Genomic DNA, 12,674 nt, shown 5'->3' on the forward strand with positions numbered 1-12,674 from the left:
AAAAATTAAGGTAATGAATGTATTGTAAAATATATCTTGAGAAAAGGCGTATAATGGTGTGCAGAATACCAGAAAAAGGAGTGGAACATTTGCTTGCCTGGGGTTTCGTTTTTTTACTAACCATCATCATTCATACTACCGATAGCTTGTCTTATGCTCTTCGGCTTGGTGGTTTGCGAGCACGTCGGATTGGATTGGCCTTAACCGTGGCCGGAATGCTGCTGTTGGTTTCACGCACCTCCAATATGGCGCAGGGGCCTTTACTTGGAGGGATGGTCGATCAGGCTAAAGAGTCAGCCCAATTGGGCGGAACGGATACGAGACTGGAACTGTATATGCACGGGGTATTGCTGGCCGCCACCGTTGGAACTATGTTTGCTATATTACTGTATCCAACAGTGGTGCGCATGTCAGCCAGATGGATTGTGCATTTGGAGCATACTGGATCTATTCCAGCTTTAATACGTCATTTAATGAGTCGAAATCGCTGGAAGCATGCAGGCTACTACATAAAGCGCCCTAGCTGGTCCATGCTTACCTCCCTGATCAGTGGAGTGATCCCCAAGCGTCTAATTATTTTAAATATTGCCGTTACCGCAATTTATACAACTGGAGTGGTATCTGCCTTGTATGCGTCATTTCTATGGCCCGCCCAAGGTACGGCAATGTCAATGTCGTCAGGCTTAATCAATGGCGTCGCAACGGTATTGTTGACCTTGTTAATTGATCCAAGATTGGCGGTGTTGTCAGAAAAAACGCTACGAGGGGAGCTACCCCTAATTCGGATGAATAGTGTGTACGGTTGGATGATCATCTCGCGTTTGGCAGGAACTTTATTAGCTCAGCTATTGCTGGTACCGCTAGCCATTTGGCTTGGGTGGGTGATGAGCTAGATCAGTAAAGATGTGCTGCCATATCCAAAAAAGGCTGACCCGTGACCATCTAATAAAGATGATTCCGGGTCAGCCTTAATGATTTTACGGCTGCTTACTTTTCAAATAATGACTTATATGCTCCATATCCTTCACGCTCCAAGTCTTCCTGAGGCACAAAGCGGAGCGCGGCAGAATTGATACAATAACGCAAACCCTCTGGACCTGGACCATCATCGAATACGTGCCCTAAATGGGAGTCTGCTTCGCGACTTCGCACCTCGGTACGAATCATGAAATGGCTGAGATCGGTCTTTTCTTTGACATTGTAACTGCGCAACGGACGGGTAAAGCTAGGCCAGCCGCAACCCGCATCATATTTGTCCAGTGAACTAAACAAAGGCTCTCCTGATACGATATCCACGTAAATGCCTTCAGCTTCATGATCCCAAAACTCATTTTGAAATGGGCGCTCGGTCGCGTTTTTTTTGTGTTACTTCGTATTGAATAGGCGTCAGCCGATCTTTGAGCCCGGACTTATCAATCTTGGCAGCCCAATTTTGCTCAATAAAATCTTCACGTCCCGACCCTTTGCGGTAACGTTTGTAGTGAGCGGGGTTTTTCTTATGATAGTCCTGATGATATTCTTCTGCTTCATAAAAAGTTGCGGCAGGCAGAATAGATGTTGCAATGGGCTTGTCAAAACGGCCACTTTGAGCAAGAGCTTCTTTGGAAGCCTCTGCCTTGATGCGTTGTTCATCATTATGATAGAAAATAGCCGTTTGGTAGGATGAACCTCTATCGTGAAATTGTCCACCTTCATCCGTTGGATCAATCTGTTGCCAAAATAACTCCAACAGTTTTTCATACGGGAACACTTGGGGGTCGAATGTAATCTGCACGGCTTCCACATGTCCCGTTGTTTCAGAGCATACCTCTTCATAGGTAGGATTTTCGGTATGTCCCCCTGTATATCCAGATCTAACCTTCAAAATACCGGGCATTTCCTCAAAAGGGGAGACCATGCACCAGAAGCAGCCGCCCGCAAAAGTTGCCTTTTCTACCGTGTTTGGATTGTTGGTGCTCATATTTTATCACTCCAATCTGAGAATGTTTAATTAGTTGTTATTTAAATAGCTTACAATTAAATTATATACGGGATTTTTGCAAAATCCAACGAAACATCAGAAAGTACTCAGCTGCGTAGCTGTAGTGTGTCCCAAAAAAAGCAATCAAACATTCTACAGAAGTGGCACAAACTCATTGGTGTTATGTTTTGTTGACGCGCCTAACTCTTTTTCTGTAAAGTACAAACCCTCCACCTACCAGTGCAGTATATAGCAGCAAAATAAGCAAACCCGTGATTGGATGTTCCGCAAAGGTACCGCCTGCATAAGCATACACTGCAATTGCGGGAAGTTTGCCGATCGCTGTACCTAGCATAAAGCTCCAAAATGGAAACCCTGCTACTCCGGCATATACATTTACAGCTGCCTGAGGAATGACTGGAATCAGGCGAGCCAGTAGCACAGCAGTAAAAGGATCTTTCTCCATGACCTGATTGAAGCGCTCCAGTGCGGGAACACGCTCCAAATATGCACGTCCTTTGTCACGGAACAGGGTACGTACAGCACTGTAAACGACCAACGCAGCGAGAGTAGTGCCAAGCCAGCAAATCAAAGCACCTTGCCAGGCTCCTGCTGCATAAGCAATGGAAGCGATAATCAGCTTGTAAGGGATAAACGGAATTAACGCAAATAAAAATGCGAGCAGTAGCAGAACCGGAAAGGAGGTTTGTTTGTCCGCCCATGCTAGCCAATCATATCTGTAGATAAACGCAATGCAGAGCAGCGAAACATAAGCCGCGGGGAGTAACCATTTTTTCATTTATATACCTCTTTCAATATCCCTGTTCGGCTTTTTGCTTATACAGAAAAAAATAGGGTTCACATTCCCAAAAATGTATGCTATACTGCCACTAACAGAATAGTTCCCAAAGGGGAGTAGCTCAGCGAGTAAAGTCGTCATTACGGGATTCTTAATCCCCGGCTTTATTGGCAACGTAATGTTGTAAGCGAGACCTTTGCCAGGATTTTAGGAATCCGGGTAAATGGTCTTTTTTTGATGCCAAAATTGGGTCAAGCGCCGTTTCCGGATTCCGCGAAATGGCGCTTTTTTTTTTAGTATAAAGCGCTGAACTATGTACAGTATAACAAATAAACAAAGAAGGTGGGAGAAACGTATGGATTTTTTGTCAATTGAGTTTTTAACCGCATTATTGTCCATTATTATCATTGATCTGGTGCTAGCTGGTGACAATGCGATCGTAATTGGCTTGGCAGCGCGGAATGTTGATAAGGCCAATCAAAAGAAGGTCATTATCTGGGGAACGGTCGGAGCAGTCGTCATTCGTGTGATTGCTACCGTGCTAGTCACATACTTACTGCAAATATATGGATTGCGGTTGGTTGGGGGGCTGGCCCTTATCTATATCGCCTATAAGTTGTTGGTCGAAGAGAAAAAACATGAAATTTCAGCTACAAATCAGATGTGGGCAGCGATTCGCACCATTATTATTGCGGATACCATGATGGGACTCGATAATGTGCTTGCTGTTGCGGGAGCCGCTCATGGAAATATGCTACTGGTTATTCTAGGTCTGGCAATCTCCGTTCCGATCATGGTGTGGGGAAGCACGATTATTCTGAAACTGACAGAACGTTACCCAGTAGTGATCACGATTGGAGCCGCAGTATTAGCGTATACCGCTGCTAAAATGGTGGTGGCCGAGCCATTAATTGCACACTGGTTCGCAAATGGAGTCGTTAAATACGGTTTTGAAGTCTTGATTGTAGTTCTGGTTGTAGCCATCGGGATGCGTGTTAAAAAAGTTAAAAGTGAGAAAACAAAAAAAGAAGCGTTGCACGCATAAGCTAACTTATATTGAAGTAATCTGGCTGAAGCTGGATACTCAAGTCTTAGAGGCTGTTCCTCAGATCCATCTGGGTCAGGAGCAGTCTCTTTTCTTTGCTTGTCAGCGGACTTCCATGTAAACTAGACAACAGATGAAATGAGTGATTAGAGGTGGAACGATATGGACAAGCCAATCAAGACAAGAATAGCTATTGCAGGATTAGGTGGAATCGCTCGTAAAGTGTATCTGCCGTTACTGGCTGCACACCAAGGCGTAGACATTGTAGGAGTGATGAACCGTTCACAGGAGCCGGTCAGTTCTACTATGGAGCAGTATAGACTACCAAGAGGAACGACGGACGTGAAGGAAATGCTGGCATGGGAGCCGGAAGCTGTATTTATACATGCGGCCACCGAAGCTCATTTTGACCTAGTTATGGCGTGTATTGAAAAAGGGATAGCGGTGTACGTGGATAAACCATTGTCCTATGATGTTCGTCAGAATTTGGAAATGACTGCTTTCGCGGAAGCGCAGGCTGTACTGCTGGCGGTAGGTTTTAATCGGCGTTTTGCTCCGCACTATGTGGCTGCAAAAGCTTGGCTAGAGGAAGTGGGTGGTTTCAGTCAATGTGCGGCGATTAAACACCGAACTGGATATGATCGTAGACCGGCGGCACAGACGGTTTATGATGATTTAATTCACATGCTTGACTTGCTATTATGGCTGGGTGGCGATAATTATGAGCTACTGCATAGTAGTCTGGATACAACGAGTGAAGGTTACATGGACGCTGCATTTGGGACTTTGCGTTTGGGGAATGCTGCCGGTACATACAGTATGAGCAGACAGGCAGGGGCTGACATAGAGAAGCTGGAGCTTCACGGGGCAGGACGGTCTGTTGAAGTAACCAATATGGAACAGGCTGTTTTCATGCAAAAAAATAATTTATCAAGAACGCAAACCTTTGGAAGCTGGGATACAATATTAGAAAGACGGGGATTTACCGGGGTGGTGAATCATTTTCTGGAGCATATTCATCGTCCGGAGGAGTGTGCGATACAAGCTGGAAAAGTCCTGGAAAGCCATATGCTGGCAGAAGAACTGATTAGTTGTTTGCGTAATTAATAAGGAACCATGACGATGGAGACATCAAGAATTAGGTTGAAGGAGAAATGTATCAATGGAAGAAGACAACCGCGGTAAACAGCTAGAAGAAGCCATCATTGAAAATTATAAGCAAGAAGAGGATATGATGATCCTTGTGTTTGCTCAATGGTGCATTAATAACGGCTTGGAGCCAGAGGAACTATATCGTAAAGCCTATCCACAGCAGGATAGCAACGAGCGTCTGCTACGAATACGCAAGCTGACTGTATCGCGAGAAGAAGCAGGTGATATTCCGCTGGATACGGTATTAGGCGTCCTGTCCATGTTCGGAAATGAGGACTTGGCGATGATCGTATCTGAGGCGGCCGCTCAGCTCCCGTCGGAACGGAAATAAGTCCAGCTAAAATAAAGCATCTGGTAAAATCATTTAGGGCATCGTGGAAATAACCGTTTTTATTAGAGTATATTGTTGATCGGGAGGATGCGCTGATAATGGAAGATATACCTATGCCAAGTACTTGTAAAGGCTGTGAAAGAGATATCGCTTTATCGGAAGAGCAAATTGCCAGAATTCTAAACAATATGAGACCCAAAATGGAATGTGTAAACGATGAAGTGTACGAAGCCAGACTGTTGGCCTGCGCACAATGCGAGGAGTTAATGTCGGGGCATACATGTGGCATTAGCGGAAGTATTGTTCGTATACGTGCCCTGGCAGCAGCTCAAAATTGTCCCAGCTACCATGGTTCACGTTGGCAGGGAACAGCTTGAAAAATACAATTCAAGCCCCAGTTTAACCTAATATTTACAGGATAAAGTAGCCATACCTTGGTCTGCCTAAAATGGCAGACCTTTTTAGTTTGTTTGGACTTTGTTGTTAGCAATTGACAAATTGTAGACAATAAAATATATTAAACACGTAAAATGTTTTTATTTAATTATTAATATTTATATTAATCAACAGGTTTTTAGGCATAACAACGTGTAACATTAGAGTCCAAAAAGTAACGGTAGTGAGAGTGTAATTTATGCCGTTATGAAAGCGTAATCATTATGTGGTATTCCAACAATCTTAATGTTTTGGGAGGGTTTGTTGTGAAGGGTTCTGTTATTGTAAATACCGATTGGGAACAGGGCATAATTAATAAAAATATTTATGGGCAATTTGCTGAGCATCTTGGACGATGCATTTATGAAGGCTTATGGGTGGGACAGGACTCTCCAATCCCTAACACTGACGGAATTCGAAATGATGTGGTGGAAGCGCTGAAACAGCTGAACATTCCTGTGCTGCGCTGGCCTGGGGGCTGTTTTGCGGATGAATATCATTGGAAAGATGGGATTGGACCGAAAGAAAACCGCAAAAGAATGGTAAATACGCACTGGGGCGGTGTGGTTGAAAATAACCATTTTGGTACACATGAGTTTTTCCAGCTGTGTGAGCTATTGAATGCAGAGCCGTATATTTGTGGGAATGTAGGCAGTGGTACAGTGCAGGAAATGTCGGAGTGGGTAGAGTACATGACCTTTGACGGGGAGTCCCCTATGGCTGCATGGCGTCAGGAAAACGGTCGTGAAAAACCTTGGAAGCTCAAATATTTTGGAGTAGGTAACGAAAACTGGGGCTGTGGCGGTAACATGCGCCCTGAATATTATGCCGACTTGTATCGCCGCTATCAGACATATGTCCGTAACTATGGAGAGAATCGCATTTATCGAATAGCTGGTGGGGCGAATGTGGATGATTACCGTTGGACCGAAGTGCTGATGCGCGAAGCCGGGCATCTGATGGACGGTTTGAGTCTACACAACTACACAATTCCGGGGAGTTGGGAAGGGAAACGACACGCAGTTGGTTTTGATGAAGCAGAATGGTTTGAGACGATGAAAAAATCATTGCATATGGATGAACTGATTACTCGTCACTCTGCCATTATGGACCAATATGATCGTGACAAACGGGTCGGGCTGATCGTCGATGAATGGGGAACTTGGTTCCTGACCGAGCCGGGTACCAATCCTGGCTTCCTTTATCAGCAAAATACGATGCGGGATGCGCTGGTAGCCGGACTACACCTGCACATATTCCATAATCATCATGATCGTGTGCAAATGACCAACATTGCTCAAATGGTCAACGTTTTGCAAGCGATGGTTTTGACAGAAGGCCCTGCTATGCTGTTGACGCCGACATACCATGTATTTGAAATGTTCAAAGTGCATCAGGATGCACAAGCACTGGCAATTCATGCGAAGGTAGGCAACTATGAGTATGATGGAGATTCCATCCCACAAGTAAGTGTGTCCGCCTCTAAGGCACAAGATGGCTTTATTCATATAAGCTTATGCAACGTCCATCCAGGTGAATCGGCAAATTTGAGCCTTGAGCTAAGAGGGCTCGAAGAGGTTAAGGAGATCAATGGTGTTGTCTTAGCCAGTGACGATATGCAGGCACATAATACATTTGATCAGCCAGAGCGGGTGAAAAAGGAAGCTTTTACATCTTATCAACTGCAAGAACAGCATTTGGATGTTACGCTGCCACCAATGTCAGTTGTGATGCTGACGATTGCTCCGTAAAAACAGATTGTGGTATGTGAGTAGTATCGATATATTGTTATAAAAAAGAGAGAGCGTTCTCCTGAACGCTCTCTCTTTTTCCTACAATTGCTCGCGGTGAATCAACCTGAATTCCTTGGGCGACATACCAAAGCGGGAACGAAATACACGATGAAAGTATGTGTAGTTCGCAAATCCTGACGATTCGGCGGCTTGTTCCAGTGACATGGGACTGAAAATGATACGCTCCCTTGCCATGTTGAGCCTGATGTCCAGTGTGTACTGCATAATGCTCGTATCGAACGTTTCTTTAAAAAGGTGTACCGCTCGTGATACGCTGATTCCAACGTGTGAAGAGACATCATCCAGCTTAAAATTAGATGATGCATTTTCTTCAATATAATTTTTTATCTGATAAGCAAGATAGTTATGATGAGTAGCAATGGGTTGCTCAGATAGTATACGGTCAAACTCCAAACATAAAATGCGTATGTAATAGCTTGATATTTCCGGGTAAGGATTAGAAATACGTCGCTGCTCCAACACGAGCTGACGAAATAGACCAAGCAGGGCTTCTGTGAGTTGAACCTTAATTCGGTTGGGACGTTTGTGATGATTCCACCACTCATCTACCCACGGACCACCGAAAAAAATGTGATAATCCCCACTTTCAACAACCTGTTCTCCCATGAGATTCAACTCACTGTGAATATCCAGTTCATAAGGCTCGGTTGGATTGAACAGCAGCAGATCACCTGCCTCAATCCGTATCATTTTCCCGTCAATGCGTGCTTGACAGCGTCCATCTGTTTGCAGACGGAATAAATAATTTTTGATTCCATCAGGCTGGTTCGAATAAAAGGGCTTACGGTGGAAGGAATAGCCTGCGGTAAGAACCTGGCAAGGCTCAATGATAGACATGATGATGACTCCTTTGGGCATATGGCTGTTTCAAATATTGACCAGATTGTTCATGTTTTAATCATATTATTCATTTTAAACGAAAGCAAAATAGAATACCATGTGAACTGTAAAGCTTACATGTTAGATGAGAAAGTACATGTTAGAGGCCAAGGAGTGTGAAGACGTAAAACGAATCAAGGCCGGGATTATCAGCTGTGGTAACACTAGCTCGGTATATCTTAAAATTCTCCAAACCAACCCGCCCTTTGAAGTAGTGACCTTTGGTGATCTATTGAATGGAAGGGCCAAGGAGAGGGTCGATAAATTGAGTGTTGAAAACGTATACAAAGTGGATGGATCGATGCTTCGGCCTGAGATGGAGCTTGCATTTTATCTGCCGGTACCTGGCTGCCAGGCACTGCAGATGTGCGATACCAGAGGCGGGCAAGCAGGTGTAATGGAACAGATATAACGGAAATTCATCTTGACAAAGAGGTGAAGGAGAATGACTAAAGTAGGATTGCAATTATACACAGTTAGGGAAGAGCTTGAACAGGATTTTGAAGGTACATTGCGCAAGGTAGCTGAGCTGGGCTACAAAGGGGTTGAGTTTCATAACTTTTTCGGACGTAGTGCCAAGGATGTCAGAGCGCTTTTGGATGAGCTGAATCTGGAGGTTGTCGGAACCCATATACAATACAGCCGCTTGCTGCATCATTTGGATGAGGAAATTGCATATCACAAAGAATTAGGCAATAAATACCTCATTGTTCCTTATTTAACCGAAGAAGAGCGGGAGTGGGATGACCTTTTTGTTAATCTGAATCGTATTGGTGAAAAAGTAAAGGAGCATGGGTTGATACTCGCCTATCACAATCATGATTTTGAACTAACAGAGAAAATCAATGATCGCCCGGTATTCGATGCTCTATATGATGCGGTTCCCGATGATTTGTTACAGGTCGAAATGGATACTTGTTGGGTATACTATGGAGGCTATGATCCAGTGGAATACATCGGACGATATCGTGGACGCCTACCTATCATTCACTTAAAGGATATGGCACGTGACGAGCAGCAGAAAGCAATTACTGTAGAGTTAGGCAAAGGAGAAGTGCAGCTTCAGGCTATTACAGACGCCGCTATTGAAGCAGGTGTGGATTGGGTTGTCGTGGAACAGGATTTCAGCTCAAATCCTCCAATCGAAAGCATTGAAACCAGTATGAAGTGGCTCCAACAATACGCAGCTCAAGGAGGAAATATTCATGTCTAAAACACTCAAGATCGGGATTATCGGTTGTGGGGGCATTGCCAACGGCAAACACTTGCCGAGTCTTGCCAAGCAAAAGAGAGCAGAAATCATTGCTTTCTGTGACATTATACCAGAACGTGCTGAAGAGGCTGCTGAAAAGTATGGTGCAGAAGGATCGCAAGTTTATAGCGATTACCGTCAGTTGCTAGAAAATAAAGACATTGAAGTTGTACATGTATGTACCCCTAACGACTCGCACTCAGAAATTACAGTAGCGGCGCTGGAGGCAGGTAAGCATGTACTATGTGAAAAGCCGATGGCTAAAACTGCTGAGCAGGCACGGGAAATGCTTGATGCGGCCAACCGTACAGGCAAAAAGCTGTCCATTGCTTATCAAAATCGTTATCGTGATGACAGTCTGTATCTGAAGCAATTGGTCGAGCAAGGAGAGCTTGGTGAGATTTATCTGGGTAAAGCCATTGCTCTACGCCGCCGTGCGGTTCCAACCTGGGGAGTGTTCTTGGATGAAGAGAAACAGGGGGGTGGCCCGCTTATTGATATCGGCACACACGCACTCGACCTGACACTTTGGCTGATGGATAATTACAAGCCTAAAAGCGTACTAGGTTCAACCTTCCATAAGCTGGGAGACCGAAAAAATGCAGCAAACGCTTTTGGACCGTGGAATCCTGATGAATTTAAAGTAGAGGACTCAGCTTTTGGATTCATCACCATGCAAAATGGAGCTACAATTGTATTGGAATCCAGCTGGGCATTAAATGTTGTAGAGTTTGGTGAAGCCAAGACGTTGTTATGCGGTACCGAAGGCGGAGCAGATATGCAGGATGGATTGCGCATTAACGGAGAAAAGAATAGCCGTTTGTTTGATACAAAAATAGATCTGAATGCAGGAGGAGTTGCCTTTTACTCCGGTGAAACGGAAAATGAAGCAGACCGTGAAGCCCGTCTGTGGATCGAATCTATTCTGGACGACAAAGAACTTCTTGTGAAGCCGGAGCAGGCACTGGTTGTTACTGAAATTTTGGAAGCCATCTATGAATCGGCCCGCACGGGAAAAGCAGTTTACTTTGACTAAGCCTATAATTATCCGGAATAGACAATCATTATAATGAAAGCAGCTTTTTTCACATATGATACAGGGAGGGATTTCTTTTGAAACTTGGAGTATTTATGGTGTTGTTTGGTGGACGTTCGCTAGAGGAGGCGCTGGATTATGTGGCTTCTCAGGGATTGGATGCTGTAGAAATCGGAACAGGTGGAAACCCGGGAGATAAGCATTGCAAGCCTGATGAGCTGCTGGAGAACGATACGGCGCTCAAAAATTTTAAAAAGGCAGTAGAATCTCGCGGACTAACGATTAGCGCGCTTAGCTGTCATGGCAATCCGCTTCACCCGCAAAAGCATTTGGCACAGGCTGATCATGATGCATTTTTGAAAACCGTCCGCTTGGCGGAAAAGCTGGAAGTTCCTGTCGTGAACACTTTCTCAGGCTGTCCGGGGGATCACGAGGACGCGAAGTATCCAAACTGGCCCGTGGCTCCGTGGCCTAATGATTTTCAAGAAGTATTGAAGTGGCAATGGGAAAATAAAATTATTCCTTACTGGACCGAGACAGGTAAATTTGCAGCAGATCACCATGTTAAAATAGGGCTGGAGTTACACGGGGGCTTCTCCGTGCATACACCAGCAACCTTACTTCGTTTGCGTGAAGCGGCAGGAGAGGTCATTGGTGCTAATTTGGACCCGAGCCATATGTGGTGGCAGGGAATTGACCCCGTACAGGCGGTTCAAATTTTGGGCCGAGAGGGAGCCATCCACCATTTCCATGCCAAGGATACGACGATTGATCCGATCAATGTTAATAAATACGGACTTACTGATATGCAGGAGTATACGAATATGTTAGATCGTGCATGGCAGTTCCGTACTGTGGGCTATGGTCATGATGTAAAAACCTGGGCAGATATTATCAGTGCTCTGCGTCTGGTGGGATACGATTATGTAGTGAGTATTGAGCATGAAGACGGTCTGATGTCTGTAGAAGAAGGCTTTACTAAGGCTGTCCATAATCTTCGCCAGGTCCTGATTGAAGAACCGCTTAGCGAGATGTGGTGGGTCTAACCTAATAGGGGGAACTGTGATGATTAACGTCACCATTTGGAATGAATTTCTGAACGAGAAGTTAAATGAAGAAGCCAAACGGATTTATCCTAACGGCATACACCAGGCATTGGCTGACGGCTTGGCAGATGAAGGTTTTGCCATTCGAACAGCTACTCTGCGTGATAATGCCGAGCATGGTTTGGGAGAAGAAATCCTCAATTCCACAGATGTGCTGCTGTGGTGGGGACATAAAGCCCACGATCAGGTGAGCGATGAAGTTACAGCGCGTGTCGTCAAGCGTGTGCAGGAAGGGATGGGCCTCATCGTACTGCACTCAGGCCATTTTTCTAAGCCATTTAAAGCTCTGATGGGCACCAGTTGTGATTTAAAATGGAGAGTTGCAGGAGAGCAGGAGATTATTTGGTCAGTAAATCCGTCACATCCCATTGCAGAAGGGATAGACGCCAAAATTCTCTTAGAGCATGAAGAGATGTATGGAGAGTTCTTTGATATTCCTGCGCCGGATGAACTGGTCTTTATCAGTAACTTTGAAGGCGGCGAAGTATTTAGAACTGGATGCACCTTCCATCGAGGCAGTGGTAAAATATTTTATTTCAGACCAGGGCATGAAACCTATCCAACTTATTACCAACCTGATATTTTGAAGGTCATTGCTAACAGCATCCGTTGGGCTTCTCCGACAAGTAATAAAAAACCAATATATGGTAGGAATGAACCAGTAAGGCCTCTTGGTGGAGTGTTGGTATAGTTACAATTATCACATTATGATAAATTCTATAAAGAACAGATTTACAGGCGGAACCTCTGGGATTCCGCCTTTTTGTATTTAACGAATTAGACATATACCTGCCGCATTGGTTTGTTGTATAATCAGTTTTGGTCATGGCAACTTTATCATCACAGGTAATTAAATTTAAGAAAG

At 44.6% G+C, this 12,674-nt stretch carries 13 protein-coding genes and 1 pseudogene; 11 read left to right on the forward strand and 3 right to left on the reverse strand.

From position 1 onward, the window contains the following. Positions 1-89 precede the first annotated feature (89 nt). Complete coding sequence (locus tag C400_RS0115010) at positions 90-893, forward strand: lipid II flippase Amj family protein (RefSeq protein WP_017427474.1); 804 nt, start codon at positions 90-92, stop codon at positions 891-893. A 94-nt stretch (positions 894-987) separates the two neighbouring features. On the opposite strand, the pseudogene msrA reads toward C400_RS0115010, so the two are convergent. Continuing rightward, positions 988-1,960 (reverse strand): annotated as a pseudogene (gene msrA / locus C400_RS0115015) (peptide-methionine (S)-S-oxide reductase MsrA). A gap of 181 nt (positions 1,961-2,141) precedes the next feature. Next, a complete protein-coding gene (locus C400_RS0115020) occupies positions 2,142-2,759 on the reverse strand; it encodes a TVP38/TMEM64 family protein (protein ID WP_017427475.1) in 618 nt (205 codons plus the stop codon). Positions 2,760-3,114: 355 nt separating this feature from the next. Here C400_RS0115020 and C400_RS0115025 point away from each other — a divergent pair, with 355 nt between their 5' ends. The 5 genes from C400_RS0115025 to C400_RS0115045 all read left to right on the forward strand — a co-directional run bounded on the left by C400_RS0115025 (position 3,115) and on the right by C400_RS0115045 (position 7,473). Beyond that, the gene (locus C400_RS0115025; protein ID WP_017427476.1) at positions 3,115-3,804 is read left to right on the forward strand and encodes a TerC family protein; all 690 of its coding nucleotides are present in this window, start codon (positions 3,115-3,117) and stop codon (positions 3,802-3,804) included. A 162-nt stretch (positions 3,805-3,966) separates the two neighbouring features. Then, on the forward strand, positions 3,967-4,911 hold the full coding sequence (locus C400_RS0115030; protein ID WP_017427477.1) for a Gfo/Idh/MocA family protein: 945 nt from the start codon (positions 3,967-3,969) through the stop codon (positions 4,909-4,911). 55 nt (positions 4,912-4,966) lie between these two features. Then, a complete protein-coding gene (locus tag C400_RS0115035) occupies positions 4,967-5,287 on the forward strand; it encodes a hypothetical protein (protein WP_017427478.1) in 321 nt (106 codons plus the stop codon). 98 nt (positions 5,288-5,385) lie between these two features. Further along, positions 5,386-5,664, forward strand: coding sequence for a hypothetical protein (locus tag C400_RS0115040; RefSeq protein ID WP_017427479.1), 279 nt, complete (start codon positions 5,386-5,388; stop codon positions 5,662-5,664). Between the two features lie 324 nt (positions 5,665-5,988). Beyond that, the gene (locus C400_RS0115045; RefSeq protein ID WP_017427480.1) at positions 5,989-7,473 is read left to right on the forward strand and encodes an alpha-N-arabinofuranosidase; all 1,485 of its coding nucleotides are present in this window, start codon (positions 5,989-5,991) and stop codon (positions 7,471-7,473) included. Positions 7,474-7,554: 81 nt separating this feature from the next. Here C400_RS0115045 and C400_RS0115050 read toward each other — a convergent pair whose 3' ends face one another. Continuing rightward, positions 7,555-8,373 (reverse strand): AraC family transcriptional regulator, encoded by an 819-nt coding sequence (locus tag C400_RS0115050; RefSeq protein WP_017427481.1) that lies wholly within the window; start codon positions 8,371-8,373, stop codon positions 7,555-7,557. Positions 8,374-8,500: 127 nt separating this feature from the next. Here C400_RS0115050 and C400_RS0115055 point away from each other — a divergent pair, with 127 nt between their 5' ends. The 5 genes from C400_RS0115055 (at position 8,501) to C400_RS0115075 (ending at position 12,500) form a co-directional block, all read left to right on the forward strand. After that, positions 8,501-8,827 (forward strand): hypothetical protein, encoded by a 327-nt coding sequence (locus tag C400_RS0115055; protein WP_143069143.1) that lies wholly within the window; start codon positions 8,501-8,503, stop codon positions 8,825-8,827. A 33-nt stretch (positions 8,828-8,860) separates the two neighbouring features. Further along, positions 8,861-9,628 carry a sugar phosphate isomerase/epimerase family protein gene (locus C400_RS0115060; RefSeq protein ID WP_017427483.1) on the forward strand — a complete coding sequence of 256 codons (768 nt, stop codon included), beginning with the start codon at positions 8,861-8,863 and terminating at the stop codon, positions 9,626-9,628. After that, positions 9,621-10,703: a Gfo/Idh/MocA family protein gene (locus tag C400_RS0115065; RefSeq protein WP_016822317.1), complete on the forward strand. Its 1,083-nt coding sequence runs from the start codon at positions 9,621-9,623 to the stop codon at positions 10,701-10,703. The genes C400_RS0115060 and C400_RS0115065 overlap by 8 nt, the downstream gene beginning before the upstream one ends. Positions 10,704-10,780: 77 nt before the next feature. Continuing rightward, entirely contained in the window at positions 10,781-11,749 is a 969-nt protein-coding gene (locus C400_RS0115070) for a sugar phosphate isomerase/epimerase family protein (RefSeq protein WP_016822316.1), read from the forward strand. A 19-nt stretch (positions 11,750-11,768) separates the two neighbouring features. Beyond that, positions 11,769-12,500 carry a ThuA domain-containing protein gene (locus C400_RS0115075; protein WP_017427484.1) on the forward strand — a complete coding sequence of 244 codons (732 nt, stop codon included), beginning with the start codon at positions 11,769-11,771 and terminating at the stop codon, positions 12,498-12,500. The last annotated feature ends 174 nt before the right edge of the window (positions 12,501-12,674 follow it).

Source organism: Paenibacillus sp. ICGEB2008, from assembly GCF_000307675.1.
Lineage (GTDB): Bacteria > Bacillota > Bacilli > Paenibacillales > Paenibacillaceae > Paenibacillus > Paenibacillus polymyxa.

What these genes read in the sequence shown, in the direction of transcription:
- C400_RS0115020 (WP_017427475.1), bottom strand. Translation starts at nt 2,759, where the DNA reads ATGAAAAAATGGTTACTCCCCGCGGCTTATGTTTCGCTGCTCTGCATT.
- C400_RS0115025 (WP_017427476.1), top strand. Translation starts at nt 3,115, where the DNA reads ATGGATTTTTTGTCAATTGAGTTTTTAACCGCATTATTGTCCATTATT.
- C400_RS0115030 (WP_017427477.1), top strand. Translation starts at nt 3,967, where the DNA reads ATGGACAAGCCAATCAAGACAAGAATAGCTATTGCAGGATTAGGTGGA.
- C400_RS0115035 (WP_017427478.1), top strand. Translation starts at nt 4,967, where the DNA reads ATGGAAGAAGACAACCGCGGTAAACAGCTAGAAGAAGCCATCATTGAA.
- C400_RS0115040 (WP_017427479.1), top strand. Translation starts at nt 5,386, where the DNA reads ATGGAAGATATACCTATGCCAAGTACTTGTAAAGGCTGTGAAAGAGAT.
- C400_RS0115050 (WP_017427481.1), bottom strand. Translation starts at nt 8,373, where the DNA reads ATGTCTATCATTGAGCCTTGCCAGGTTCTTACCGCAGGCTATTCCTTC.
- C400_RS0115055 (WP_143069143.1), top strand. Translation starts at nt 8,501, where the DNA reads ATGAGAAAGTACATGTTAGAGGCCAAGGAGTGTGAAGACGTAAAACGA.
- C400_RS0115060 (WP_017427483.1), top strand. Translation starts at nt 8,861, where the DNA reads ATGACTAAAGTAGGATTGCAATTATACACAGTTAGGGAAGAGCTTGAA.
- C400_RS0115065 (WP_016822317.1), top strand. Translation starts at nt 9,621, where the DNA reads ATGTCTAAAACACTCAAGATCGGGATTATCGGTTGTGGGGGCATTGCC.
- C400_RS0115075 (WP_017427484.1), top strand. Translation starts at nt 11,769, where the DNA reads ATGATTAACGTCACCATTTGGAATGAATTTCTGAACGAGAAGTTAAAT.